Genomic DNA, 24345 nt, shown 5'->3' with positions numbered 1-24345 from the left:
TAACTAGCCGGGCTTAGGCAGCCCGAGGAAATAATCGGAGAAAATTTTCTGTAGTGATTTCAGCCAGCTGCCCGTAAGAAATTCCGCGCAACTCAGCAATGAATTCGGCTACTTCCCGCACATAAGCCGGGATATTGGGCTTGCCACGATAGGGAATCGGTGCGAGGTAGGGAGAGTCTGTTTCCACCAGAAGGCGATCGAGGGGCAGTTTGCGCGCAACATCGCGCAGATCCTCGGCATTTTTAAATGTAACAATACCGGAGAGGGAAACGTAATAATTGAGATCCAATGCGGCCTTCGCCATCTCCCAGCTCTCGGTGAAACAATGCAATACACCCGCTGTTTGCAGGTTTCCATGCTCCCGAATCAACTGAATCGTATCCTCACGGGCATCGCGGGTATGCACTATCACCGGCAGTCCCACTTGGCCCGCCGCCTGCAGATGGGCAATAAAACTTTGCTGTTGGGTCTCTTTTGTCTCGGTACTGTAGTAATAATCGAGACCGGTCTCCCCCAGAGCTACCACCTTGGGACGCCCCGCCATTTCGATCAATTGATCCACACCAGCGAGACCGGATTCGACATCCAGCGGATGGATCCCCACTGAGCAAACCACATCTTGATACTTTGCAGCGATTTCCACGACGGCATCGGCGTTATCGAGACTGATACCAACACACAAGAATTTCCCGACTCCCCGGCTACGAGCGAACTCCAGAACCGCGTCCAGATCGCCATCAAACTTATCGAGCTTCAGTCTATCCAGGTGACAATGAGAATCTACGAGCATGTGAAAATTACAACGTGTGAGTGGGTCGGCTGGATTCAAGGGTGCCAGCCAGGTAAGTTTCTATCTTGTTTTGCGCAATGTTGTCCTTGTCCCCAAACTGAACACCAATTCCCGGCGTTCGGTTTCCCTGGGCTCCACTGGGGGTTATCCAGATCACCTTGCCGGCCACCGGAATTTTTTCCGGCTCATCCATCAGGCTTAACAACAGGAAGACTTCATCACCGAGGTTGTAGGATTTATCCGTACTGATAAACAGGCCACCATTCTTTACAAAAGGCATATAAGCCGCGTAGAGAACTGATTTATCCTGAATCTTCAGCGATAGGATGCCGTTTCGGGCACCGCCTCCCATGGCTTTCATGCTCAACCTCAATGTTTTTAATGTTGCGCTAACTTATCTGAGCGTACTGTTTCTGTCCAGAACCCAGCTCTTTCATACTTTCAAGAATATAAATAGTACGCCATTCGTTATTGATCGTTTTTTGCTCAGGCGAACAACCTAGTCCAACGAATCATCAACTCTTCCAGCAACAGGCGACGATTAGGATTCGCTCCACTTGCGAGCCCCATACGCGCCTGAAGAAGATGATCATAAAAGCCAAACAGCGCACGTAAGCTACCACGCCCAGTACCTGGAAGCCTTTGCAAAAGTGCCATGACCTGAGCATCGCCAGTGGAATCACAGCTGCGTACCCAAACCATTTGAGCGACCCATTGTTGCCAAAATTGTATTAGTTGGCCTAGGTTTGCAGGCTCAGGCGGGGTTTCCCAGCGGCCAGCGGCTGTCACTGCCCTAGCACTCCCTTGGGCCAGAGCAACAAGCTCTTGCAGAAACCGCTCCCGAATGTCCTCACTCTTGGGTTCCGCCAATTGCCCAGCCAGTAATGGTGCCCCACCAGCGAGCACCAGAGCCCTAGTTGCCGCGCATTCCTCCAATCCAGATCCGCACAGCCACTGCAACGCCATTTCTTCAGAAGGGGGTGGGAATGTAACAGATTGGCAGCGGCTGCGAATCGTTGGCAGTAAGCCCGCCGGAGAGTCACTAACCAGTAAAAAAATTACTGATGCCGCAGGTTCCTCTAAGTTTTTCAGCAGAGCATTAGCCGCGTTGATATTCATAGCTTCCGCCGGCGCCAACCACACCAGGCGCGCGCCCCCTCGGCCGCTGGTTCGAGACACAAAGTCACCGAGCTGGCGAATCTGCTCAACCTTAAGCGGCCCTCCCCCTTTTTCTGGCTCTATCCGAAGAAAATCCGGGTGCGATCCCGCCTGCCAAAGGTGGCAGTCTTTGCAACTTCCACAGGCCTGCCCTTCTCTGGGCTGTTCGCACAACACCAACGCAGAAAAAGCCTCGGCAAAAGCGCGTTTGCCTAGGCCCGGCTGACCACTCAACAAAAGGGCATGCGGACACCGCCCCGCACGCCACTGGGTGCCGAGCCGTTGCCACTGCTGGATTTGCCAAGGTAAAAGAGAGGGGATAGGGATATGTTCGGGTGCTTCAGACACTGCCATTTGCCAAATTTGTAATGGGAAACTTCACTACCAACCAGTTGGGACTATTTCTTCCAGCGCCCCTTAGAGAAAACGCTGCAACTCCTGCCCCAGCTGTTGCTGGACCTGTGCCAACGGCTGGCTGGCATCAATAATGGCATAGCGCGCGGGGGTCGCCTCGGCACGCTCGCGGTAAGCTGCACGCACTCGATGAAAGAAAGCCAGTTGCTCACTTTCAAATCGATCGGCAGCTCCAGTACTGGCTGCGCGTTCCAAACCTATTTGCGGATCTAGATCCAAGAGAAGCACCTTGTCGGGCCGTAAATCACCCTGTACATCTTTTTCAAGCTGCTCTATCAGAGCTCTATCGAGCGCTCGACCGCCACCCTGGTAGGCATAAGTAGCATCGGTGAAACGGTCACAAATCACCCAATCTCCGCGCTCCAGGGCCGGGATAATCACATTAGCCAAATGCTGTGCTCGAGCTGCAAAGACCATCAGCAGTTCCGCCGTGGGGTCAACCGCCTCTTCACGCTTTGCCAGGAGCAATTCCCGCAGTTGTTCAGCCAGCGGGGTACCGCCGGGCTCACGGGTTTGGATAAATGGGATATTACGATCAGCTAACCACTGAGTGATAAACTGCAGGTTAGTAGACTTACCAACCCCCTCCCCGCCTTCCAGGGTTATAAATTTTCCGCGCGACACTATCTCTAATTTCCTTTTGCCGGACTGGAGCGATAATCCGCTCGTCTCTTCAGCTGATACTCCCGCACCGCACGGTTGTGCTCTGTCAGAGTCGCTGAGAAATGATGGGAGCCATCCCCCTTGCCTACAAAATAAAGGCTTTTGCCGGGCTTTGGATTAAGTGCTGCACGGATAGCCGCACGCCCAGGCAATGCAATCGGTGTTGGCGGCAGCCCATTAATTACATAAGTATTATACGGGGTTGGCGCTCGAAGGTGTGCCCGTGTGAGATTACCATCGTAATCTTCTCCCAACCCATAAATTACAGTGGGATCTGTTTGCAGGCGCATCCCCTTATTTAAGCGACGCACAAACACTCCGGCGATTTCACTACGCTCCGAAGGATGACCGGTTTCCTTTTCGATCAACGAGGCCATAATCAAAGCCTCATAAGGAGACGTATAAGGGAGCCCTTCGCCTTTTGCCTGCCACTCCTCATCCAATACACGCTGCATGCGTTCGTAAGCCTGGCGCAAAAGCTCAATATCCGTAGTCCCAGAGCGGTAAACATAGGTATCTGGGAAAACCCAGCCTTCCTCAGCACCCTCTTCCAGGCCGAGAGCCCGGGCAGCTGCACTGACACTGCTGCCCGCCTCAGATCTAACAACCCGTTGCCCTGAGCGAATCTTATGCAGGGCCTGCTGGAAGGTCCAACCTTCAACCAAAGTCAGCCGATAAACGGTGACATCCCCTCGGTTTAGCCGGGCAATTAAATCCATTGCCGTACTTCCATGGGGAATAAGATACTCACCGGAATGGATGTCCGTTTTGCCCTCCCAGTAGGCATAGGCAAGTACCAACCGCGGCCAGTTAATCACCCCATCACTTTTCAGTTTGCGCAAGGTGCTTGATAGGCTACTCCCTTTGTCCACCTGGAACTGAAGGCCTGTTTTCCCCACTGGCAGCGGTGCAGCAAGAGCTACCTGTAACATCCAAAGAGACGCTACCACCAACAGACCTGTGAGAAGAAAACCACCAAACAGGATCTTCCACAGCTTAACGGGAGAACTTGTCTGCTTTTTCTTTACCACAATGTTTCCACGATCAAATACTGCAACCCACGAACGCCAGCCCCAATCGGCCAACGCTTATGACCGATAATTTCCACTACAGGTAATACGCCCCGAACACTGTTACACAAAGCGACTTCCTCAGCTTCGCAGAGATCCTGAATATCCATATCTCGCTCCTGCCATTGAATCCTACTGGACAGCCAGTCTCGCATGACACCCCGGACACCACACCGCTGTAAATTAGGTGTTACCCAAATATCACCAAAGCGCACCAGCAAATTACAGCGCAAGCTCTCGATAACCCTGCCTTCACTATCGAATATCAAGCCATCAAGGCACTCGCCCATTGGAAGTTCAGATTTCGCCCTATTATATCGACTACGACACAAATATTTGCAGCCAGAGTTCCAACTTTGTGAAACCGGCAGATCAGTCTTGCAGGGGAAAAGGCGAACCCCAAGTTCAGCTTCCACTGTCGGCTGCAGTGGCAAAAAGGACAGATCCCAACACCACTCGCCACCAAGAAGGCCTACCCGTAACCGAGCGATCGCCATTTTGTGACCAAGCTTTGCAACTAGATGAAGGATGCACTGAGCAATTTCATCAAGTGACAACTCGCCTAAGCCCAAGCTACGAGCAAGGCGCTCTCTGTGTAACGGCCAAAGGGGCAACCTTCCGTTGTGACAACGCATGGTTTCGAGGATTCCATCTTTATAATGCCCATCTCCTGGCAAGGTCTGCACAGGATGGCCTCGAAGGAAAAGTTGCGGCAATTTGGACATGCACTCCCCAGAATAGGAGTTGCCCACCCAAAGGCGGGCAGATGGGTCAGATTCGCTTAAAGATCAATGAACCATTAGTACCACCAAACCCAAAGGAGTTAGAAAGTACTGAATCAATAGCCATCGGCTGAGCCTCTTGCGGAACAAGGTTGATGCCTCCACAAGCCTCATCGACATTACATAAATTGATTGTTGGTGGCGCCATCTGATCACGCAGCGCAAGAATAGAGAAAACCGCCTCAATAGCACCAGCTGCGCCGAGAAGGTGTCCCGTCATAGACTTGGTGGAACTTACAGCCAGCCTTTCTGCAGAACCGGTGAAAACTTTGTGTACCGCCTGAATCTCAGCCGCGTCCCCCAATGGGGTAGAGGTCCCGTGGGCGTTAATATATTGGATCTCAGATGCATCCATGCCCGCATCGTTCAACGCGTTCTGCATTGATAGTGCGGCTCCCGCGCCATCTTCAGGAGGCGAAGTCATATGATGCGCATCGCCACTCATACCAAAACCCGCAAGTTCAGCGTAAATAGTCGCACCACGGGCTTTGGCATGCTCGTATTCTTCCAGTACGAGCACCGCAGCGCCCTCACCTAATACGAAGCCATCCCGGTCTTTATCCCAAGGGCGACTGGCCGTTTTGGGATCATCATTGCGTGTGGAAAGCGCCCTGGCTGCACAGAAGCCGCCGAGCCCCACGGGTGTGGTGACCATTTCGGCCCCGCCGCACACCATAACATCCGCATCGCCATATTGAATGGTTCGCATGCCCAGCCCCAAGGCATGGGTACCTGTTGTACAGGCCGTTGTAACGGCAAGGTTAGGTCCTCGAAGACCATATTTGATCGATAGGTTACCCGCTACCATGTTGATGATGGCACCCGGCACAAAAAATGGAGATACCCGTCGAGGGCCTTTCTCCGCGATTAACAAGGCATTGTCTTCAATAGCCAGGATGCCCCCCATACCGGAACCGATACAGGTGCCCATACGCGGTGCATTCCCTTCGCTAACTTCAAGGCCACTATCTTCCATCGCCTGAATACCCGCGACCAGACCATACTGCAGGAAGGTATCCATCTTGCGTGCATCTTTTGCTGGCACGTAGGGCGTGGGATCGAAATTTTTTACCGTAGCGGCGAAGCGGGTTGAGAACGCCGAAACATCGAACGACTCTATTGGGACAGCTCCACTGACTCCATTCAGGATGCCAGACCAAGTCTCCCCTACGGTGTTACCCAGCGGGCTTACTGCGCCCATTCCGGTTACAACAACTCTTCTGTGCGACACTGCGGTCCCCCCGAAACTCTTACTGCCACTGCTCCCCCTCCAATAATTTGTGAAGGAAACAACACTCGAACAGTAGTCACAATTCCATAGTGCAAATAAAAAGAGAGCCGCGCTATGTAACATAGAACGGCTCTCAGAAACGCTTGGCTACGCACAGTAATAAAACTGTTCGCGCCTAAACCACCCAGCAGGAATTAACCAAGGTTGTCCTTGATGTAATCAATTGCCAGCTGAACAGTTGTGATTTTCTCAGCTTCTTCATCGGGGATTTCGGTTTCGAATTCCTCTTCCAAAGCCATTACCAACTCAACTGTGTCGAGTGAGTCCGCGCCCAGATCTTCAACAAAAGAGGCTTCAGGCTTAACGTCTTCTTCCTTCACGCCCAGTTGTTCAGCAACGATCTTTTTAACGCGCTCTTCAATGCTGCTCATGATTCAATTTAACTCCTAGTGGGTAAAAATCTGTTTTAGTCGCTATTGTTATTTCGCCAATCCAATTAACGGCGATAACGACCGGCTCACACAGCTTTTGGATAATTCAGAGGCCATTGTACCCCAAGTTTTTAGGGTTGTAATGCACGGCTCTGCGGCACCAATAGCAAATACAAAAATCTTATAAAAATCAACAAGTTATTTAGATATTTTTAGTGTATCTCAGGTCATATACATGCCGCCATTGACATGAATTGTCTCCCCTGTGACATAGGCTCCGGCATCACTTGCCAGAAATGCCACAACAGAAGCGATCTCTTCCGGCTGCCCCAGGCGGCCCAAGGGGATCTTGCCAAGCAATGCCTCACGCTGGGCTTCAGGTAGCACTTTGGTCATATCGGTATCAATAAAACCTGGGGCGACGGTATTAACAGTGATACCGCGGGAGCCAATCTCCGCAGCCAGAGAACGTGCAAAACCAGCAACTCCGGCCTTGGTGGCCGCGTAGTTACTCTGACCGGCGTTGCCCATGCTGCCGACTACAGAGCTGATATTAATGATACGCCCCCAGCGAGCCCGGGTCATATCCCGAAGACATACCTTCGTCATACGGTAGACAGCGGACAAGTTTGTCTCAATGACAGAATCCCACTCATCATCCTTCATGCGCATAAGTAAATTGTCTTTGGTGATACCCGCGTTGTTAACCAAAATGGTCGGCGCCGCAAAATCATTTTTCACAGCCTCATGCAACCCGGCAATGCTTTCCGCACTCGTCACATCAAGCACCATACCAGCCCCACTGAAGCCTTTTTCGGCAAAACGTGTACTGATTTTCTCGGCACCGGCATCACTGGTAGCCGTTCCAATCACCGTTGCACCTTGGCTGCCCAGCATATCCGCAATTGCCGCACCAATACCGCGACTAGCCCCAGTGACCAGGGCCACCTTACCTTCAAGGGAAATATTTAGGCTCATACTTGCTTTATCCTTTTTCGACCACCGCCAATCGTGTCTGAGCAACTCAGGCAACTGTGGCTCTCAGCGCTTCATTAAAACTGGTGGGAGTATCGATACCATGACAGGTAGCACTGCGGTTGATACGCTTGACCAAACCAGCCAACACCTTACCCGGACCACACTCAACCAGATCTGTAGCGCCATTGCTCACAAGCTTTTGGGTACAGGCTGTCCAGCGCACGGGGCTATAGATTTGCTCGATCATTAAAGCCTTAATCTTCGCCGGGTCCGATTCGGTTTCAGCATGCACATTGTGTACAACGGGAATTTGTGGAGCGCTAAACTCCGCTGCCTCAATTTGAGGGGCGAGCTTCTCAGCTGCTGGACGCATTAGCTCAGTATGAAATGGTGCACTCACCGGCAAGGGCATTGCGCGCTTGGCGCCGGCCGCTTTACAGGCATCGATTGCTCTTTCAACCGCGGCACTACTTCCTGCAATAACAATCTGCCCGGGTGAGTTGTAGTTCACAGCCGCAACGACTTCATCCTCAGCAGCTTGAGCACAGACCTCTTCCACCACCGCATCGTCAAGGCCAATCACTGCGGCCATGGCCCCGGTGCCCACGGGTACGGCTTCCTGCATCAGGCGGCCGCGTTCACGAACTAAGTGGACAGCATCTTTAAAAGCCAAGACACCAGAACACACCAGTGCAGACCACTCTCCCAGACTATGTCCCGCCATACGCGCAGGCACGGCACCACCACGGGCACGCCAGAGGCGATAGAGGGCGACACTGGAGGTTAAAAGAAGGGGCTGGGTGCGCTGGGTTAGATTGATCGCTTCCTGATCACCATTTTGGCAGAGGTCCCAAAGATCATACCCAAGAACCTCCGAAGCCTCAGCAAAGGTAGACTGGATTTCAGGGGCCTCCTGAGCGATCTCGGAGAGCATACCGATCTTTTGAGATCCCTGCCCAGGAAAGACGAATGCAAGCGCGGCATTGGTCATAAGATATCCTTAAACCTATTTGGCAAATTTCAGTAGGAGCGGGGCGAACCTTCTACCCCATTTCCTTTGAGTTTCGCTCGCCAGCCTGTACCAGGGCAGCGCCAACTCTGGCGGCTAAATTGGCATCGGCACATTCTTTTGCCGTCACCATCGCCCGGTAAAAAGCTTCGCTGCTGGCACCTCCGTGACTTTTAATCACGTTGCCCTTCACCCCTACAAAGCTGGCGCCATTATAGCGGGCGGGCTCTACCTGTGTGCGCCATTTTCGCAACAGTTTTATGGCTAATTGGCCAAAAAAACGCTTAAAACACCCTTTTTTCTCAATGGTGAATGCTTTTTGACCCATTAGTCTAATCACGCCCTCAGCGGATTTCATGGCGACATTTCCCATCAGACCGTCACACACAACCACGTCGACAGCACCGGTAAAGATGTCATGCCCCTCCACAAAGCCCACATAATTGACTTTCGGGTCCGCCTCAAGAAGCTCGGCGGCCCTACGTATCTCAGCGGTCCCCTTGTGCGCTTCTGCACCGATATTCAGCAGGGCCACTTCGATGTCTGCACGAGGGATACCGGTATGTAGGTGTTGAGCCTCTATCCCCATACGAGCAAATTGCAGTAAGTCTTCCGCACTGCATCCCACATTGGCACCGAGATCCAAAAGGTAGCAGGAACCGTGCCCGGAAGGTACGGACTTGCCCAGCGCTGGCTTGCGAACGCCCTCAATATTACCCAGAACACTGCGACTCAGGGCCAATAGGGCGCCGGTATTTCCAGAAGTCACCATCGCCTGGGCACTCCCCTCCGCCACGGCCTTCAAGGCTCTAGCCATAGTGGATTCGCGTTTATGGCGAACAGCCTGCAAAGGGTTGCACTCCTGGGTAACAACCTGCTCACAGGGGACAATTTCAAGCCGATCAGGGATTTGAGGGTGACGATGCTCGAGGAACAGCGCCTCTAGTTGTGCGCGCGGACCAAAGAGTTTCAGCTGCGCTTCGGGGAAGTTTTGAAGAAATCTAATACAGGCCGGAACGACAGAGCGGGGACCTAAGTCCCCGCCCATTGCATCCACGGCCAATCGCAATTGGCTGGACAAGGCTTACTCTTCTTCGGAGCCGCCGCCGATTTCGATCACCTTGCGACCACGGTAAAAACCGTCTTTGGTCACGTGGTGACGACGGTGTTTTTCACCGGTAGTCGGGTCTACGGAGAGAGTTGCACCGGCGCCCAGAGCGTCGTGAGAACGGCGCATACCGCGACGGGAACGAGTCTTCTTGTTTTGTTGAACAGCCATTGCTAGCTCCTAAAATAAACAAATTTCGCTGGAACCGGGGCGCCTACCGGCGAGCCCAAACTCCCCGGAAAAATCTAGGATTTCCCCGAAGAACCCTTCAACTGCTCCAGCACTTTAAAGGGGTTTTCCCGTTGCTCACCCGCCTCGGCTTCCTTCTCACCAACATGGAAACTGTCCTTAGAGACACATTCCGCATCGTGATAAGCCACCATCGGCAGATTAAGCAAAATTTCATCTTCCAGGATCTGGTGAAGGTTTAACTCATCGCCATCCTGAATTACCGGATCCAAGTCTTTGGGGAGGGCTTTGCCCTGCTCTTCAGACCAAACGATACCCCAGCAAAATTGCGCCTCGAGCTGCTCGCGTACGGGATGTAGGCAACGCTGGCATAGCAAATCCACCGTGCACGACACCTTGCCACTAACAGTGAGGTGATTTTGCAGGTTGCGGGCAAACTGAATCTCAGCCACAACCTCCCCTTCAACAGACTCTACAGCCTCACGGAGGCGCCCCAGTGATTCCAGAGGTAAAACACCTTCCAGATACTGCTCGCGCTGCACCAATTTTCGAGCGTCAACGCTCTTTGGCAATACTGATTTAGAGGGGGCTATCGACATAAGCGCGCAATTCTATGGACTCACCCTACCCTTGTCAAAACAATTCAGTCACTGCAGTATCGCTCGGTCACAAACATTGACCAAACAACCATGGAACTGCCCAAATAATGGCCTCCCCACTGATACTAGCCTCCAGCTCCCCCTACCGCAGAGCGTTATTACAGCAGCTCCACCTGCCCTTTCGGCACGCGGCACCCCGTATAAATGAAGAGGCCAGACCGGGAGAGGATGCTGGTACACTGGCCTTGCGGCTCGCACAGGAAAAAGCCCTGGCCCTGGCGAAAGAACACCCCAAAGCCCTGATCATCGGCTCAGACCAGGTGGCAGAATACGAAGGAAGGATTTTAGGCAAGCCTGGCAATCGCACCAAAGCCATCGCCCAGCTACAAGCCTGCTCCGGCAACAAAGTCACATTTCACACCGGCCTGTCACTCTTAGACAGCGAAAGCGGTCGCCAAGCAAGCACAGTGGAAACATTCACCGTGTATTTCCGCCCGCTCACCCTGGCGCAGATTGAAAGATATGTGGAATTAGAGAAGCCTTACGACTGTGCCGGCTCTTTTAAAGTTGAGGGCCTCGGCATCGCCTTATTTGAAAAACTCGAGGGCACGGATATCAATACCCTCGTGGGCCTTCCCCTTATCCGCCTGGTAGACCTACTGGGAGAATTTGGCATAAACCCCCTAAAACCTGCCTCTAAGGAGTAAGAGGCGACCAGCCCAGCAACCCGGAAAACTCATCGATAATCGCCTGGGGACGATACTCCTGCAGGCGAGTCGGGCAGTGAGCCCCATAGCTAACACCAATTGAAGGCATGCCAATCGCCGCCGCCATTGCTAAATCATAAGTAGTGTCGCCAACCATCACCGCCTCACCAACCTCGTGACCGGTTTCAACCAATAGCTCATTGAGCATTCGCGGATCGGGCTTGGAAGCAGTTTCATCCGCGCAGCGGCTCGCCACAAACAAATGCCCCAAACCATGTTCTTCAAACTCCCGATTGAGACCGCGGCGACTCTTTCCTGTGGCAACCGCTAACTGGTGCCCCTGAGAAAGTAATTTATCCAGGGTATCCAACACCCCCTCAAATAAAGGCAAGGGCTCAACCCGCGCAGCCATCCATTCCTCTGAGTAGAATTGCCTCAGCGCCTGTCGATCTCCATCGGGAGCTTCTGGAAAAAGGGTGGCCGCCGCTTCCGGCAAACCCAACCCAATAATATTGCTCACCGCCTCAGGAGTGAGCACAGGCAAGCCAACCCGCTCAGCTGCACTCAGCATACAGGCCACAATCCGCGCTTCGGAATTACAAATAGTGCCATCCCAATCAAGGATAACTAGCATTACTAAACCGCCTTATCCATCCCGCAATTTCTTCAACAGTACCTGCATTTCAGAGGGCAGAGGCGCTTCAACATGCACAGCGCTACCGTCAGGCAGGGTACATCGCACCGAAGCAGAGTGCAGGAAAAGACGTTTTAATCCTCGCTCGCGAAACGCGCGGTTATCCTCGTCACTGGTGTACTTGCTATCCCCCGCCAAGGGGCAACCGACAAACTGAGCATGCACGCGAATCTGGTGGGTGCGGCCGGTTACCGGCTCTGCCGCCAGTAGTGTTGCCGCCTTGAAACGCTCCAGCACCTGGAAACGCGTCTCGGAAGCTTTCCCATCCTGGTGTACCGAAACCATCCGCTCGCCACTTTTGAGGGTATTCTTCCGCAGAGGAGCCTCAACAACCTTTCTACCTCTGGGCCACTTACCCACCGCCAGCGCCAAATAAGACTTTCCAATTCGGCCACCTCTCAGCTCCGACTGAACATGCTGCAAAACAGCACGCTTGCGAGCCACCATGATTGCACCACTGGTATCCCGATCAAGACGGTGTACCAACTCAATAAATGGGCTCTGCGGATACATCTGCCTGAGCACCTCAATCAAGCCAAGCCGGACACCGCTGCCGCCGTGAACGGCAAGGCCCGCAGGCTTATTGATCACAAGCAGGCCATTGTCATCATAAAGTATGGAGTCTCGTACCAGCTGGCACAGCTGCTCTCCAGCAAGGGGGGCCGGGGCCTGCTCTGCCGCACGGATTGGCGGCACACGCACTATATCGCCCGCCGCCAGCTTGTATTCTGCCTTGACCCGTCCTTTATTTACCCTTACCTCACCCTTGCGCAGGATTCGGTAGACGCGTGAACGGGGCACGCCTTTTAGGCGCGCCTGCAGGAAATTATCAATCCTCTGACCAGCCAGCTCCTCGGGCACAGTTAATAACTGCACGCCGCCAGAGGGATTCCAGGTATCAGAGGGAGTGTCGGCCGCAGCCGTTTTAGGGGGAGGTGTACTTCGCATGACGCGCATCATAGCGCCACCGCAGGGACAATTGAAGCACCTCCCTGCCCGTGCTATATTCGGCCGGCCTGAATTCGGCTGGTTTTCGGCCACTGGCGGCTTCCCACATGAAGAGATAGCCATGGTTTCAGAGAAAATACCGCTGTTCGGCCAGTGCGCGGGTATACCCGCGTTATTGATAAAAACTTAGCAGATGAGCGCTCCCCAAAATGAGAATCTCAAGGGGGCCTCACCGGCACAACAGCCCACAGTTAAGTGGGTAACAATCGCGAAGGTAAGACGGGCCGCGACCCGCAGCGCTTGAAAGGACGACTCAAAATTTGCGTCCCGTTCTGCAGATAATGCCAGCGACCGAACTGGCAACCAGGGTACAAATGCTTCCAATGACCTGGTCAACAAAATGAAGAAAGGTACAGGCCAAAAGCCGAACTGCAGAGCCAGTAATAATGACGCAAACCTTGCCACCTAATTTGAAACTGACCGAAGGGTGGCGCCCAACCCGGCCTTGGAAACCCACGGCCCTGGTATAGGGCAGTACTAAACATAAGGTACTAAAGGAAGAAAGGTGCTGATAAGTGCCAACGGATAACACCAAAGCAGCGTATATCCGGAGTTTTTGCAGTGAAAATATTGGGCGAACGCTCGTCTCGAAAAGCCGCGTAGACTGAATTTGCGGAATAGACAGCCTCTCCCATTTCCCTGCCCCGCCACCAGGTCCTCTCCTCTTGGCGGCCAACAAGCAAGCCTGCAATTAGCGGTGTCAAACCTTTGCGCAACGCAAGGAAATCGACACGCATGAAGAGAATGCTGATTAACGCAACCCAACCCGAGGAGTTGCGTGTAGCCCTGGTGGATGGCCAGTGGCTCTATGACTTGGATATTGAAAATCGCACCCGCCAACAGAAAAAAGCCAACATCTACAAAGGTAAAATTACCCGTGTAGAACCCTCGCTTGAAGCCGCATTTGTCGACTATGGCGAAGAGCGCCACGGCTTCCTTCCCCTGAAAGAAATTTCCCGCGAATACTTCCTCAAGCAACCCAAAGACATCGAAGGCCGCATCAAGATTAAAGATGTCGTCAAAGAAGGAATGGAAGTAATCGTTCAGGTTGACAAAGAAGAGCGTGGCAACAAGGGCGCAGCCCTTACCACCTTTATCAGCCTCGCCGGGCGCTACCTGGTACTGATGCCAAATAATCCCCGTGCCGGCGGTATCTCACGCCGTATTGAGGGTGATGAACGATCCGAACTGCGTGATGCCCTGGCAAGCGTAGATGTTCCCTCCGGCATGGGCATTATCGTGCGCACTGCCGGAGTTGGTCGCAGTGGTGAAGAGCTGCAGTGGGATCTCAACTATCTACTCAAGCTATGGGACTCAATAACGGATGCCGCAAATAAATACAGCGCACCAAAATTCCTCTTTCAGGAAAGTGACGTCATAATCCGAGCAATACGCGACTACATGCGTGACGACATCGGCGAAGTCATTGTTGATGACCCAAAAGCATATGAGCTCGTAGCAGAATTTGCCCGCCAGGTAATGCCCCACTACGCCCATAAGGTAAAGCTCTACGAAGACACCATTCCGCTCTTCAACCGTTACCAAATTGAAAGCCAGATTGAGACCGCTTTTGAACGAGAAGTGAAACTACCCTCCGGTGGCTCCATCGTTATCGATGTTACCGAAGCGTTAGTATCTATCGACATCAACTCCTCCCGCGCGACCAAAGGTGGCGACATCGAGGAGACCGCACGCAATATCAACCTGGAGGCTGCCGACGAGATTGCTCGCCAACTGCGCCTGCGTGATATGGGTGGCCTGGTCGTGATCGACTTTATCGACATGCAGAGCAAATCCAACCAGCGTGAAGTCGAGAAGCGCATGGAGAAAGCTCTCAGCATGGACCGCGCCCGCGTACAAGTTGGCCGCATCTCCCGCTTCGGCCTGCTGGAAATGTCACGTCAGCGCCTGCGCCCATCTCTCGGGGAAACCACCTTTCGCGTCTGCCCCCGCTGTAGCGGCCAGGGCACCATTCGCGGCACCAAATCCCTGGCTCTCTCTATCCTGCGCCTAGTCGAAGAAGAGGCCAAGAAAGAGCGCAGCGCAGAGATCCGAGCAATCACCCCGGTGAATGTCGCCACTTACCTTCTAAACGAGAAGCGTAAGACTATTTCCCAGATTGAAGCGCGCAACAATACCCGTGTAGTAGTCGTACCTAACGCGGAGATTGAAACACCACACTTTGAAGTACAGCGCCTGCGCGATGACGACACTTCTACCCTGGAAACTTCCTATAAAATTTCAGGAAGCGTAGAAGAAGCCGTCACCAAAAAAGAAGAGCAGCCGAAGCGCCCACCGGCGCAACCTGCTGTTCAACCGCTTGAGCACACCGCACCGGCACCGACTCCAGAGAAAAAACCAGAGCCAGGCCTATTTAGTCGCCTGATAAGCGCTATTGCGGAGCTTTTCACCAGCAAAGAAGAAGAGCCCAAAAAGCATCAAAAATCGCAGAGTCGCGGCAAAGATTACCAGCGCAATCGCAACCGTAATCGCAATCAACGCAGTGGCAACCGAGGCAACCGCGGTGAGCGCCAGACCCGCCGTAGAGACGATCGCCGTGAAGACGCCAAGAGCGAAGAACAGCGAGAGACCAAACAGACCGCAAAGCCTTTCGATGAGAGAGACAGCGGAGCGGATCGCGGTGAAGGACAGCGTCGTCGCCGTCGCCGTCGCAGTGGGGACAATCGCCGCAAAGATGAGAGCCTCGGCAATATCTCCGAAAGCAACATCCGTGAAAACACTTCTGAGGTAGAGGAAAGCACTGATCAGCAGCGCCCGTCACGTCGCCCCAGTAATGTTCGCGGCCGCCCGCAAGCTCGTCGCCGCGGTCGTCGTGAAGAAAATACTGCCGCCACAGCCGTAGCCCAAAGCCAGGAAGAGCTGAACTGCGAAGTCAATGAAGCCATTGACGAAGCAGAAAGCGAAGCCAGAAAATCCATGGATACCACGGCCAAAAGCTCCAGCGACACCCCTGTAAGCAACGCGCCGAAGCCCAATGAGCAGAAGGCACCTGAGCCCACTCAGGCAGCTGAATCTAAGCCCACAGAGAAAACCCCCGCGCAAACTACCGTTGCGCCGGAGACCACTGTGAACCAAGAGGAAGCAAAACCAACTGAAGAGGCCCGCTCAAAAGCAGAGCCGACCACTGCCGCATCAGCAAGTAAGCCCGCAGTAACCAAGGAAGTTGCTCAAGCAGCAGCTACCACCGAGACACAGGCAAACAGTAAGACTGCCTCCAGTGCCGAAGAAGCCACTGTAGAGCAGGAAGATGCTGAGGAGACAGCCCTACAGGAAGCCAGCGAAGCCGCTAAAGCGGCAGAAAAGCAAAGTGACACTATCACCAGAGAAGAAATAATGGCCGAAGAGGCTATAGCTTCCGAGGAGATCAGCACACCGGCAACTCTGGGCCGCGCAGGCAATGACCCGCGCATCAATCCCAAGCCATTGCTTGAGCTGGCTATCGTGACTGAGCACCGCGAAATAGGCTCTCAGCAACCACTGGACACCGCTCAACCAGCGGCCATTGAGCACAGCCCACGTGCCCTATCGCGCCCGGCCAACGACCCGCGTATGGCCCGTCGTATAGCGCAAACACAAGCTGGTGCTGACCGCAACTCAGCAGAAGCTGGCTAAATAGCGACATGCAAAGCCCCCAGCAGCGTGGCTGCTGGGGGCTTTTTTATGCCTGAAGAATCCAGTCAGGTTGGTCAATAAATCACCTAACCTATTGAACTTATTAAAAAATTTCACAAAGACGGTTGTATGTAGCACGAAGCTATGTATAATGCGCAGCACAATTTGGTGGGGTGGCTGAGTGGTCGAAAGCGGCGGTCTTGAAAACCGTTGACTGTAACAGGTCCCAGGGTTCGAATCCCTGCCCCACCGCCATTTTTAAACATAAAGCCCTGATTTTTCAGGGCTTTTTTGTTTCTGCTCTTTGCATTCCCCCACTTGTTCCCCCACTTAATTTTTGAAGCGCTTCACTCGACGTCTACTATTAGTCACCCCTGTGATACCTCACTGATGCCTTAACCACCCCCTCCACTATCAATTCTTGTCCCTCCCATATGGGGATTGCTGGATAGTTAGAGTTAGCCGGAAGCAATCTTCCCCGACGTCGGTCCAAGATTTTACAAGTGAGCTGGCCGTCCAGTGCCACAACAATCACATCGCCATGCACAGGCGTTAGGGAGCGATCGACGATCAACAGGTCACCATCGTGGATGCCGGCATTCACCATCGAATCGCCATTGGCACGAACCATGTAGGTTGAGGCCGATCTGGTGATCAGATGGTCATCAAGGCTGAGTGCAGCTTCCTTAAAATCGTCTGCAGGTGAAGGAAAGCCACAGCTGACGCCGTGGCTGTATAGAGAAGCAAATGCCATTTGGGGGATACTCAATAGCTGTATGTTTATACAGCTATTGAGTAGTATTAGCGAACAGGCAAGAGCATTAACTGACCAGCTAGCCCACCATACTCATGCAGCCATAGAGGCTTGATACGTCACTGGCTCACGGTGCCCCCTCAAAAACTCCTGCCACTCTGGAGCCGAGTGAGATTTCGCGTCTAGCCAGGTCTGCATATCATCTGCAGCAAGAAAGATCGGGCTTCTATCGTGGCCGGCCGCCTTAACCTCCGGAGCCGGGTCATCGGTAATCAAGGTGCATGAATAGTAACCAACCTCTCCACCGACAGACTCCCAGTAGTCCCAGAGGATAGGCGCCCACATCAGCTCCCTACTCTCTGGGGTAAATTGAACTTGAGCCCTCTTCCCTTTGCGCTCTACCCACTCAAAGAAACTGCTAAACGGCAATATGCCATGCTGGTGACCAACCAAAGGCCGCCAGGTCTTTGCCTCCAGCAACCTATCTAATCGAGCGTTATATAGGCTATAGCGGGTCGCTAAATCCACAGCCGACCTTGCTGGCCGTATGGAATAACGCAGTGGACGCAACCAGTTCTGCCCCCCATCACTCACGATACCCGGCGCAAAATATCGGGGATATACGCGCTCACCAGGCTTTGCGAGACGGAATTGGCTCACACGGGGCTGCCCCTTTAAGCCAAGGACATGCTGAACCTCTGCTTTACCAGAAGAAGTCTCCCACTCCTGATCTAGACGCAATTGTTGCCAAGCCGAAGTGTCATTGTTGAACTCGATCGGAAGCAATGACAGCGACTTATCCTTAGGAACCGCGAAGGAGTAACACATAAGAGCCCTCCAAGCAGCGTGACCAGGGCCACGCTCAATTGAAACCCAACTGGACTAGTTGGCATATAGGCAATCATAACAAGTGGTTGGAGCCGTATCTGACTTCCAGTGGAAAGCTATCTGAGTGCTGATTCCTCCCCCGGGGGATTACTGCCGACAGTTTTAGTCTCAACCGCATGAACTACACCGCGAACAATTGCGCCCACCTCCTCGCCGATTATCCGTAGCAACACATCACGCGCGCCTAGATCCGGGCAGGCCGTGACCCACTCCATGCCGGAACAGAGGCTATCAATATGATGAAGCTGTTGAATATGAGCAGTCATTGGCACGGTCTACCTCCTGTAGGAACTTCAAAACCCTCACCGCCGCTGGGGCCTCCGAGCGACGGCGGCCTGTCGTCCTGAATTCCTTCAGTGATTTATTTGGGGTTTTGGCGACAAACACCGAAACACTTCTAACAAAATTACAGTTTATAAATGAATATTCTGGATTATTTTCAATCTAGCAATGCAAAATGCGGCTAAATTTCGATTATCGAAACCTTGTTATTACATGAGGTTACGGCAACGGCTGGATGTTAGAGCCAGGCACACTAGAGAGGCGCCTGCGCTAAGCAAGGAAAGAGGATGATGGGGGCGCAGCTAGGTAAGAGGCTGGGGCTAGCACCTTCACAGATTTCGAAAATGGAAGCAGGCCGCCAGAAGGTGCCGGCGGAGCTGATGCCGGACTGGTACGAGACGGTAGAGATTACTTTGGTGGAAGTGTACGGGGCCGAGAACCTGCATCACCTTGCACAGTTACCCTTCCTGCCGTTGATTGCGCAGCTGTATTCGAAGCTACCGCAGGGGTTCCGCAGGCATATTCACCGAGTGATTGAGAGCAGCTACCAGCTTTGGAAAAGTAGGAGTTGAGTCAGCCCAGCTCGTTTAGCCAAACCGAAAAGTCGTTGTTGCCTCTCCAGCCATCGGCAAGATCCACAATCCACTCTTCAAGTACATCACCGGGGAGAAACTCTAAGTGCCCTCGGTAGACTGATATGACAAAATACGTGTCACCAATAAGCAATAAAATGAAGGATCACTTTATGGCTGGACACCCCGCCTTGACTGAGAAAGATGAGCGCACGGATGTATTGCTTTACGGTGGTAGAAAATACAACATAAAACTCAGCTTTCACCAAGTCAAAAATATGAACGGGCACGCCGTTGGACTCAAGTTGAAGATTCCACTGGCAGCATGGATTCATCCAAGACCGGCGTTTCGGTCTCTGGACGAGGGCTCGCAAGAGCAATAGGCCTTAGAGCAGTTGAGATGCTGGGCGATTTACGCGGTGTTGATTTCTTTGGCTTTTATCTTCTTACGGAAGGGCTTGATGAGAGACAAATAAGGCTAAAAGATGCTCTTTATAGTATTCAAGCAAAGGAGATGCACAAAGCTGTTAAAGATACCTTGCCACACGGGATCAAGATCGATGTGGAAGGCGGCATAGGTTGGGGTATGAGCCGCTATGAACCTCAAAAACTGCCGCAGATGCAGCTCTTTCTCAAAGAGTTGGGCAAAACCATTAGGGAGTCCGCGCTATGTTAGTAAGATTTTATGAAGACAGAATTGATGAACTTCCCGATGATGTCGCTAAATTTTACCTGTCTCGAATGGGCGTAGAGTTTATTGCTGAAATGACAGCGCAAGAAATCAACGCGCTTATAAGCGGCTCAATGACAGGGAACACGTTGGAGGAAGCCATAGAAGAAGCCAGGCGTGAGATGGTCGAGCTGAGCGAGGAAGAAGACCGTTTAACGGATGAGGCTCTAAAGCGTTATGCAAAAGAGATAACGATTGAGAATATTGGCATGGTTAAGTTCAACGACATGTTTTGAGCAGCCCCCATTGGCACTAAAAGTCGGCGGTTCAACCCCGCGTATGCGGGGGCACACCCAATCACATCAACCCATACTTCTCGGCAATGAGCTGAAACTGTTGGGCATAAATGGTGCGGGCGGGCTGGTATGGAGGTAACCATTCATCGGGGCCTTTTTCACCCTTGCTCTGGTTGTGGCCGTCATCCACCAGCCACAGGTTCGCTGGGTCTTCGGCAAAAGCACGGCGCTGCTCGCGGGTCCAATTGGCACCACCGTGCTTATGGGCCCACGAAAGTGGGACGATGTGTTCAACATCCAGGTCGGTTGCCAGGGTATAGAAGTTGCCGGTGTATGGGTCCAGCCACAGGCCAGTATCTACCGTGCATGCTTTCTCATTGGTAAAGCTTACTGGGGCCAGGGAGTATTGAACTAGCAGTTCGTGACGGGTGCTCTGGCAATCGCCGTCAGAGTCAGACCACTTCGGTAGCCACTCATGGCGGTCATAGCCGCGCTCTTCTTTGGCTTCGACTTCAAGACAGCCAGCCAGGGCGGCAGATAGGAGAATAGGCAGCAAAAGGCGCATGACGACCCCTCATTGTTGTTTTGAGGGATCGTACCTGATGACAGGAGGCAATCAAATACGAGGATGTAAAAATATAAGGTTGAATAACATATATCCAGAATTAGCTGACATACCTCAACCAAGTTTCTTTCATAGCCCCCCTCGCGATTAAATGGTTTACTAGCGCTGCACCTTCATGGGACAAGTGTCTCGTATCATCATCATCTACTTCAGCATCCTGTCCAGAACGAGATGCATAAACCTTTCCATATTTTTTGATAGCAGCCAAAACCAGCTTTGACCCTACCCCACAACGTCGCGCCGCTTGTTGAACATCTATATGATTGATCCAAAGATCCCCTCTATAATCAAGGTATAAATCCAAAGTGCCATAGACATGTGAATGGCCAGGCACTGAAGCGTAGAAATGATAACCCCCATCCTGTGTTATTTTTATCTGTTTCTTTAGCCAGTTAGCAGGCGGATTATCTTCCAATGTTCCCCCGGTTAACAAACTCTGCTTTAGCATTGGCTCACTCTCCTTACGCTATCTTAGACTTATACTAACTATCACCATAAATATATAATATTTTCTCGGCAATCAATGCCCATTCTACCTTATTTCTCAGAGTTAACAGGATATAGAGAAACGATGAATCAAACTGAAAAAATCAGAATCCCAAGCACAGGAAAAAAAGCTGCGCAACCGCACCCTGTGAGATACAAAACCTCGTGCTACTCCCTGAGATTTTTTATTTCCTCACTAAGAGCCGTGCGCCGCGCCTCTCAATAATGAACTTCCAGAAATAGTGATAAACAATAGCCAACTAAATAATTAATTAGACTTAGGCTTATACTCACATACGTCTGGTACTTTTTGACCATCAACTATTGTATAAGCTTTAAACGGTCTCGGAGTATAATACCGATTAAAGGAAACCACATCAGCATCAAGTGTATCAAAATCGCCAGCTGCATTGAGTCGCCAAAGGTTTTCTTGCAGAGGAAAAGGCTTATCGAGGCAATGTGGGTAAGTATCCCCATGTATAAATAGCACGGGTTTATCTCTAGTATGACCTAAATTCCTTAATTTTTTTGCCGAATCTGTGAGTTTTTTACACAACCAATTATAGTCTTCACTAAACGCACAGCGTGTATACTCAGAAAATTCTGACTTGTGATCTTTATCGCCCCACGGCGACTTATATGGATCACCAAATGGATCAACATGCGTAATAATAGCTAAACCACTCAGCTCATTCTTTGACTTGACCCTATCCACAGCTTTGTCTATCCAGTTTTCATTAGAAGTTACTCTTGCAGAGACATTATCACGAGTTTGCTTTCCGTTCTCCGAACCAACAACATGAATAGTGACAAAAAGCATATCACCATATTGCCACATCTGGTTCTCTGGATAATGAGACTGATTCAGCGGAAAGCTTACATCGGCAATTTTAAATTGCGCCCTTTTATAGTCCTTATTGGAAGTACTAACATCTCGCGCTGCCGCCTCAAAAAACCACTCCCTTATTTCTTTCAAGTTATTCAGAGGGTCAAGGTTATACCCTGTCACATCTGTGTCTTTAAAACGTTCTTCATTACAGTCCGTCCAGTCGTTATCGCCTGGAGTAAAGAAAAAACCAATGTTTTGCCATCGAAAATAATCGGAGAAGTCAATAGCTTGGCTACGTTTCGAGCCCCATTTACAAGTATCCCCCGGCCTACCGTAATCACCTACATGTACCACGAAACGAATATCATCTTTTTTTAATCGGATTTTTGGTACAATGTATCGATCGAGAACCTCTTTATCTGTCAACAACTCTCCATTGATCTCTCTTTTTGCGGTCATGTAAGGCATATCACCGTATACTGCAAAAGTATTCGTGCTCTTCTCTACCTTATAATAAAAAACAGGATTAATTGAGGGCGTAGACAGAGCAGGTGGTGCCGACGCAATAATTAAAAAAACAGCAGTAACCCCATAAACCATTCTCATCGACACTATCCTTATGCTCAGGCACCTTCTAAAAAAATTAAGACTTGGTGACAATTAACTCAGAAAAACTTTTGCAACCCTCACCATGATGATCGAGTAAATTTACCTTGTACCCCATCACCATCGCAGTTTGCATAAGCGCAACAAAGGCGACGCCTTTCTGACCATCATCAAGATTCATATGATCATTGACTGCAATTCCGCCTGGATGATCCGATGTTGCTATATAAATAGCATTACCGCCATCCTTACCGTTATCACGATTTACATCACCAATCATAATCTCATTGATTGTTACTTGCTCGCCGCAAAGTACATAATCTTTTTCCCAATTTGCTGTCGCGCTTAATGAAAAAGTAGCTACAAACACCACGATGAAAATTTTATTTAGAATACCCATAATTTAACATTCCTTTCAGATGGCACGCTAATCATAAAGAGTACAGACACAACCTTTGTCTGCTTTTGTTTTCGAGCAGTCATCTTATTCAACCTCCTAAAGATTTACCACAGTTTTCACATTAAAAAGCATATTTTTTGATTTCACCTGAAACCAATAGCGAACTATATCTTATTCACCAATATTCGAATTAATATAAATAGAGGCAGCTCGTAAAATAAGGAGGCAGAACTTCTAAAAAGTTATTACGTTACAAGCCGAGAATTAGCCCATTAAAGTTGCTTTAACACAAATGCAGAAATTGAACATCTCTCAAAAATTAACACCTTACCTGCTTCCTAAAACTCACTACAGAGACCATTTATCTCCCACAAAATTGTCATACAAAAAGTGAAAATTAATTAACCATTAAAATGGTCCATTATCATCATCCGCATAAACCCGCTCATCGTAATTGACCGCCGTCATACCCACCCGCTCGGTGCCACTGGGTTTAATATCGGTGATGAGTGCCGGGTGGCTCCAGCGCTCGGCCTCGCCGAACATATACAGCGGTGGCTCCATGCTGCCATCCAGTACCGGGGTAAAATCCAGATTGGAATCTATCGTTACGACGTTGGCACTGTCGGTTGCTGTAGCTGTATAGAGCCCAGACAGGGTGCCATCTGGTTTGCGCAGGGCGAGGAAATGCGTACCTGTGCCCCATTCCAGTTCCGCATCCAGGGTGATGAGCCGGCCGTTAACTGCCAGCACCCTGCCCGTCTGTGAATAGCCGGGGATATCATCGGCGAGGGCGCAGTAGCTCAGATAGCGGCTGTTGAGGCCATCCATTTCGGTCTTGAAACTGTAACGGATGCGGCGGTATCTCTGGATGCGTCGCTGGCGCATGCCGAAACGCCAGGCTTTGGTTTTATCGGTGATGCCGAAGGCCCTAACTTTTTTCGGCGCTTGGCCCAGGTCTCCTGGCAAGGTGCAGAGCACTGTGGCCGGTTTCCAGGTTTGCGGGTCGAAGTATTCCACCTCGATGCCGTCCGGCTCGTCGGGATCAAACAGCTTTATATCCCTTTCCAGCTCGCCGACCATATTATCGGGCTGATACATGTGTTCAAACGCCGTGCGCGGTCCGTCACGTACCGGGATAATTTGTCCATAGTCCAGGGTGGGCTCTGCATAGCCCACGGCGAGGACTTTTTTCAGGGCCTCGAACAAGGTGGTTTTGTTATCGAACACCGCCGAGAAGTTATCACCGCGCGCGCTCCACAGCGTATGGAGTTCCTCCATTTCCTCCAGGCCGATCTGGTGATCGGTATGGCCGACGCTCTTGATCACATAGGCAAAGAACGGGGCTATATCTTCAGTGGGTTGAGGCGCGGACCAGCTGCCATTTTCATAGACGGGAAGTTTGCGGGTTGCGATGAGATTGAATTTATTCTCTGCACTGCCGGCCAGGGCATTGGTGCCACGGATTTTAAC

30 protein-coding genes and 1 tRNA gene are annotated in these 24345 nt (G+C 51.5%); 7 read left to right on the top strand and 24 right to left on the bottom strand.

Annotated features, from left to right (window positions below; genetic code table 11):
• Positions 1-13: 13 nt before the first annotated feature.
• The 13 genes from LC073_RS09895 to LC073_RS09835 form a co-directional block, all read right to left on the bottom strand.
• Positions 14-790, bottom strand: coding sequence for a TatD family hydrolase (locus tag LC073_RS09895; RefSeq protein WP_226646577.1), 777 nt, complete (start codon positions 788-790; stop codon positions 14-16).
• Between the two features lie 7 nt (positions 791-797).
• A complete protein-coding gene (locus LC073_RS09890; protein WP_226646575.1) occupies positions 798-1151 on the bottom strand; it encodes a PilZ domain-containing protein in 354 nt (117 codons plus the stop codon).
• Positions 1152-1276: 125 nt separating this feature from the next.
• On the bottom strand, positions 1277-2302 hold the full coding sequence (locus LC073_RS09885) for a DNA polymerase III subunit delta' (protein WP_264190497.1): 1026 nt from the start codon (positions 2300-2302) through the stop codon (positions 1277-1279).
• Positions 2303-2365: 63 nt separating this feature from the next.
• Entirely contained in the window at positions 2366-2986 is a 621-nt protein-coding gene (gene tmk, locus LC073_RS09880) for a dTMP kinase (RefSeq protein ID WP_226646571.1), read from the bottom strand.
• 5 nt (positions 2987-2991) lie between these two features.
• A complete protein-coding gene (gene mltG, locus LC073_RS09875; RefSeq protein ID WP_226646569.1) occupies positions 2992-4056 on the bottom strand; it encodes an endolytic transglycosylase MltG in 1065 nt (354 codons plus the stop codon).
• The gene (locus LC073_RS09870; protein ID WP_226646567.1) at positions 4050-4820 is read right to left on the bottom strand and encodes an aminotransferase class IV; all 771 of its coding nucleotides are present in this window, start codon (positions 4818-4820) and stop codon (positions 4050-4052) included. Before LC073_RS09870 ends, mltG begins: the two co-directional genes overlap by 7 nt.
• Positions 4821-4866: 46 nt before the next feature.
• Positions 4867-6108: a beta-ketoacyl-ACP synthase II gene (gene fabF, locus LC073_RS09865; RefSeq protein ID WP_226646565.1), complete on the bottom strand. Its 1242-nt coding sequence runs from the start codon at positions 6106-6108 to the stop codon at positions 4867-4869.
• Positions 6109-6302: 194 nt separating this feature from the next.
• Positions 6303-6539, bottom strand: coding sequence for an acyl carrier protein (gene acpP / locus LC073_RS09860; RefSeq protein WP_152453358.1), 237 nt, complete (start codon positions 6537-6539; stop codon positions 6303-6305).
• Positions 6540-6761: 222 nt separating this feature from the next.
• Complete coding sequence (fabG, locus tag LC073_RS09855) at positions 6762-7517, bottom strand: 3-oxoacyl-ACP reductase FabG (RefSeq protein ID WP_226646562.1); 756 nt, start codon at positions 7515-7517, stop codon at positions 6762-6764.
• Between the two features lie 46 nt (positions 7518-7563).
• Entirely contained in the window at positions 7564-8508 is a 945-nt protein-coding gene (gene fabD, locus LC073_RS09850) for an ACP S-malonyltransferase (RefSeq protein WP_226646561.1), read from the bottom strand.
• Positions 8509-8560: 52 nt separating this feature from the next.
• Positions 8561-9607: a phosphate acyltransferase PlsX gene (gene plsX / locus LC073_RS09845; RefSeq protein ID WP_226646560.1), complete on the bottom strand. Its 1047-nt coding sequence runs from the start codon at positions 9605-9607 to the stop codon at positions 8561-8563.
• Between the two features lie 3 nt (positions 9608-9610).
• Entirely contained in the window at positions 9611-9805 is a 195-nt protein-coding gene (gene rpmF / locus LC073_RS09840; RefSeq protein ID WP_020415201.1) for a 50S ribosomal protein L32, read from the bottom strand.
• 74 nt (positions 9806-9879) lie between these two features.
• Positions 9880-10422 carry a YceD family protein gene (locus LC073_RS09835; RefSeq protein WP_226646559.1) on the bottom strand — a complete coding sequence of 181 codons (543 nt, stop codon included), beginning with the start codon at positions 10420-10422 and terminating at the stop codon, positions 9880-9882.
• 107 nt (positions 10423-10529) lie between these two features.
• Here LC073_RS09835 and LC073_RS09830 point away from each other — a divergent pair, with 107 nt between their 5' ends.
• Entirely contained in the window at positions 10530-11129 is a 600-nt protein-coding gene (locus LC073_RS09830) for a Maf family protein (RefSeq protein ID WP_226646558.1), read from the top strand.
• Here LC073_RS09830 and LC073_RS09825 read toward each other — a convergent pair.
• From LC073_RS09825 to LC073_RS09815, 3 genes are all read right to left on the bottom strand, one after another.
• A complete protein-coding gene (locus tag LC073_RS09825; protein WP_226646557.1) occupies positions 11119-11763 on the bottom strand; it encodes an HAD-IA family hydrolase in 645 nt (214 codons plus the stop codon). The two genes, LC073_RS09830 and LC073_RS09825, sit on opposite strands and share 11 nt — an antisense overlap.
• Positions 11764-11775: 12 nt before the next feature.
• Positions 11776-12783 (bottom strand): 23S rRNA pseudouridine(955/2504/2580) synthase RluC, encoded by a 1008-nt coding sequence (rluC, locus tag LC073_RS09820; protein WP_226646556.1) that lies wholly within the window; start codon positions 12781-12783, stop codon positions 11776-11778.
• Positions 12784-13322: 539 nt separating this feature from the next.
• Positions 13323-13568 (bottom strand): hypothetical protein, encoded by a 246-nt coding sequence (locus LC073_RS09815; protein ID WP_226646554.1) that lies wholly within the window; start codon positions 13566-13568, stop codon positions 13323-13325.
• Here LC073_RS09815 and rne point away from each other — a divergent pair.
• Positions 13567-16464 (top strand): ribonuclease E, encoded by a 2898-nt coding sequence (gene rne / locus LC073_RS09810; protein WP_226646552.1) that lies wholly within the window; start codon positions 13567-13569, stop codon positions 16462-16464. The two genes, LC073_RS09815 and rne, sit on opposite strands and share 2 nt — an antisense overlap.
• A gap of 167 nt (positions 16465-16631) precedes the next feature.
• Positions 16632-16719: transfer RNA gene (locus tag LC073_RS09805), tRNA-Ser, on the top strand.
• A 109-nt stretch (positions 16720-16828) separates the two neighbouring features.
• Here LC073_RS09805 and LC073_RS09800 read toward each other — a convergent pair.
• The 3 genes from LC073_RS09800 to LC073_RS09790 form a co-directional block, all read right to left on the bottom strand.
• A complete protein-coding gene (locus LC073_RS09800) occupies positions 16829-17218 on the bottom strand; it encodes a LexA family protein (RefSeq protein WP_226646550.1) in 390 nt (129 codons plus the stop codon).
• 93 nt (positions 17219-17311) lie between these two features.
• Positions 17312-18046, bottom strand: coding sequence for an SOS response-associated peptidase family protein (locus tag LC073_RS09795; protein ID WP_226646548.1), 735 nt, complete (start codon positions 18044-18046; stop codon positions 17312-17314).
• Positions 18047-18162: 116 nt separating this feature from the next.
• Complete coding sequence (locus LC073_RS09790) at positions 18163-18372, bottom strand: hypothetical protein (protein ID WP_226646855.1); 210 nt, start codon at positions 18370-18372, stop codon at positions 18163-18165.
• A gap of 360 nt (positions 18373-18732) precedes the next feature.
• On the opposite strand from LC073_RS09790, the gene LC073_RS09785 reads away from it, so the two are divergent.
• The 4 genes from LC073_RS09785 to LC073_RS09770 all read left to right on the top strand — a co-directional run bounded on the left by LC073_RS09785 (position 18733) and on the right by LC073_RS09770 (position 19926).
• A complete protein-coding gene (locus tag LC073_RS09785) occupies positions 18733-18960 on the top strand; it encodes a hypothetical protein (RefSeq protein ID WP_226646546.1) in 228 nt (75 codons plus the stop codon).
• A gap of 173 nt (positions 18961-19133) precedes the next feature.
• A complete protein-coding gene (locus LC073_RS09780) occupies positions 19134-19343 on the top strand; it encodes a hypothetical protein (protein WP_226646544.1) in 210 nt (69 codons plus the stop codon).
• Positions 19344-19360: 17 nt separating this feature from the next.
• Entirely contained in the window at positions 19361-19636 is a 276-nt protein-coding gene (locus LC073_RS09775; protein ID WP_226646542.1) for a hypothetical protein, read from the top strand.
• Complete coding sequence (locus LC073_RS09770) at positions 19630-19926, top strand: hypothetical protein (RefSeq protein WP_226646540.1); 297 nt, start codon at positions 19630-19632, stop codon at positions 19924-19926. Before LC073_RS09775 ends, LC073_RS09770 begins: the two co-directional genes overlap by 7 nt.
• Before the next feature lie 61 nt (positions 19927-19987).
• Here the strand turns inward: LC073_RS09770 and LC073_RS09765 are convergent, their stop codons facing one another.
• The 5 genes from LC073_RS09765 to LC073_RS09745 form a co-directional block, all read right to left on the bottom strand.
• Complete coding sequence (locus tag LC073_RS09765) at positions 19988-20491, bottom strand: HNH endonuclease family protein (RefSeq protein ID WP_226646539.1); 504 nt, start codon at positions 20489-20491, stop codon at positions 19988-19990.
• Between the two features lie 100 nt (positions 20492-20591).
• A complete protein-coding gene (locus LC073_RS09760) occupies positions 20592-20999 on the bottom strand; it encodes a GNAT family N-acetyltransferase (protein WP_226646537.1) in 408 nt (135 codons plus the stop codon).
• A 306-nt stretch (positions 21000-21305) separates the two neighbouring features.
• The gene (locus tag LC073_RS09755; RefSeq protein WP_226646535.1) at positions 21306-22472 is read right to left on the bottom strand and encodes a hypothetical protein; all 1167 of its coding nucleotides are present in this window, start codon (positions 22470-22472) and stop codon (positions 21306-21308) included.
• A 37-nt stretch (positions 22473-22509) separates the two neighbouring features.
• Complete coding sequence (locus LC073_RS09750; RefSeq protein ID WP_226646533.1) at positions 22510-22872, bottom strand: hypothetical protein; 363 nt, start codon at positions 22870-22872, stop codon at positions 22510-22512.
• A 408-nt stretch (positions 22873-23280) separates the two neighbouring features.
• Positions 23281-24345: host specificity factor TipJ family phage tail protein (locus LC073_RS09745; RefSeq protein WP_226646532.1), on the bottom strand; the 1065-nt coding region annotated here is incomplete at its 5' end.

Source organism: Microbulbifer variabilis (assembly GCF_020524905.1).
Lineage (GTDB): Bacteria > Pseudomonadota > Gammaproteobacteria > Pseudomonadales > Cellvibrionaceae > Microbulbifer > Microbulbifer variabilis_A.
Note: the sequence above shows the minus strand (reverse complement) of the source record. Positions and strands in the feature narration are given on the sequence as shown.

Bases quoted from the DNA above. Each gene is read 5' to 3' on its own strand.
- LC073_RS09895 (WP_226646577.1), bottom strand. From the start codon at position 790: ATGCTCGTAGATTCTCATTGTCACCTGGATAGACTGAAGCTCGATAAG.
- LC073_RS09890 (WP_226646575.1), bottom strand. From the start codon at position 1,151: ATGAAAGCCATGGGAGGCGGTGCCCGAAACGGCATCCTATCGCTGAAG.
- LC073_RS09885 (WP_264190497.1), bottom strand. From the start codon at position 2,302: ATGGCAGTGTCTGAAGCACCCGAACATATCCCTATCCCCTCTCTTTTA.
- LC073_RS09870 (WP_226646567.1), bottom strand. From the start codon at position 4,820: ATGTCCAAATTGCCGCAACTTTTCCTTCGAGGCCATCCTGTGCAGACC.
- acpP (WP_152453358.1), bottom strand. From the start codon at position 6,539: ATGAGCAGCATTGAAGAGCGCGTTAAAAAGATCGTTGCTGAACAACTG.
- fabG (WP_226646562.1), bottom strand. From the start codon at position 7,517: ATGAGCCTAAATATTTCCCTTGAAGGTAAGGTGGCCCTGGTCACTGGG.
- fabD (WP_226646561.1), bottom strand. From the start codon at position 8,508: ATGACCAATGCCGCGCTTGCATTCGTCTTTCCTGGGCAGGGATCTCAA.
- rpmF (WP_020415201.1), bottom strand. From the start codon at position 9,805: ATGGCTGTTCAACAAAACAAGAAGACTCGTTCCCGTCGCGGTATGCGC.
- LC073_RS09835 (WP_226646559.1), bottom strand. From the start codon at position 10,422: ATGTCGATAGCCCCCTCTAAATCAGTATTGCCAAAGAGCGTTGACGCT.
- LC073_RS09830 (WP_226646558.1), top strand. From the start codon at position 10,530: ATGGCCTCCCCACTGATACTAGCCTCCAGCTCCCCCTACCGCAGAGCG.
- LC073_RS09825 (WP_226646557.1), bottom strand. From the start codon at position 11,763: ATGCTAGTTATCCTTGATTGGGATGGCACTATTTGTAATTCCGAAGCG.
- rluC (WP_226646556.1), bottom strand. From the start codon at position 12,783: ATGATGCGCGTCATGCGAAGTACACCTCCCCCTAAAACGGCTGCGGCC.
- rne (WP_226646552.1), top strand. From the start codon at position 13,567: ATGAAGAGAATGCTGATTAACGCAACCCAACCCGAGGAGTTGCGTGTA.
- LC073_RS09815 (WP_226646554.1), bottom strand. From the start codon at position 13,568: ATGCGTGTCGATTTCCTTGCGTTGCGCAAAGGTTTGACACCGCTAATT.
- LC073_RS09800 (WP_226646550.1), bottom strand. From the start codon at position 17,218: ATGGCATTTGCTTCTCTATACAGCCACGGCGTCAGCTGTGGCTTTCCT.
- LC073_RS09795 (WP_226646548.1), bottom strand. From the start codon at position 18,046: ATGTGTTACTCCTTCGCGGTTCCTAAGGATAAGTCGCTGTCATTGCTT.
- LC073_RS09790 (WP_226646855.1), bottom strand. From the start codon at position 18,372: ATGACTGCTCATATTCAACAGCTTCATCATATTGATAGCCTCTGTTCC.
- LC073_RS09785 (WP_226646546.1), top strand. From the start codon at position 18,733: ATGGAAGCAGGCCGCCAGAAGGTGCCGGCGGAGCTGATGCCGGACTGG.
- LC073_RS09780 (WP_226646544.1), top strand. From the start codon at position 19,134: ATGGCTGGACACCCCGCCTTGACTGAGAAAGATGAGCGCACGGATGTA.
- LC073_RS09775 (WP_226646542.1), top strand. From the start codon at position 19,361: ATGCTGGGCGATTTACGCGGTGTTGATTTCTTTGGCTTTTATCTTCTT.
- LC073_RS09770 (WP_226646540.1), top strand. From the start codon at position 19,630: ATGTTAGTAAGATTTTATGAAGACAGAATTGATGAACTTCCCGATGAT.
- LC073_RS09765 (WP_226646539.1), bottom strand. From the start codon at position 20,491: ATGCGCCTTTTGCTGCCTATTCTCCTATCTGCCGCCCTGGCTGGCTGT.
- LC073_RS09760 (WP_226646537.1), bottom strand. From the start codon at position 20,999: ATGCTAAAGCAGAGTTTGTTAACCGGGGGAACATTGGAAGATAATCCG.
- LC073_RS09755 (WP_226646535.1), bottom strand. From the start codon at position 22,472: ATGAGAATGGTTTATGGGGTTACTGCTGTTTTTTTAATTATTGCGTCG.
- LC073_RS09750 (WP_226646533.1), bottom strand. From the start codon at position 22,872: ATGGGTATTCTAAATAAAATTTTCATCGTGGTGTTTGTAGCTACTTTT.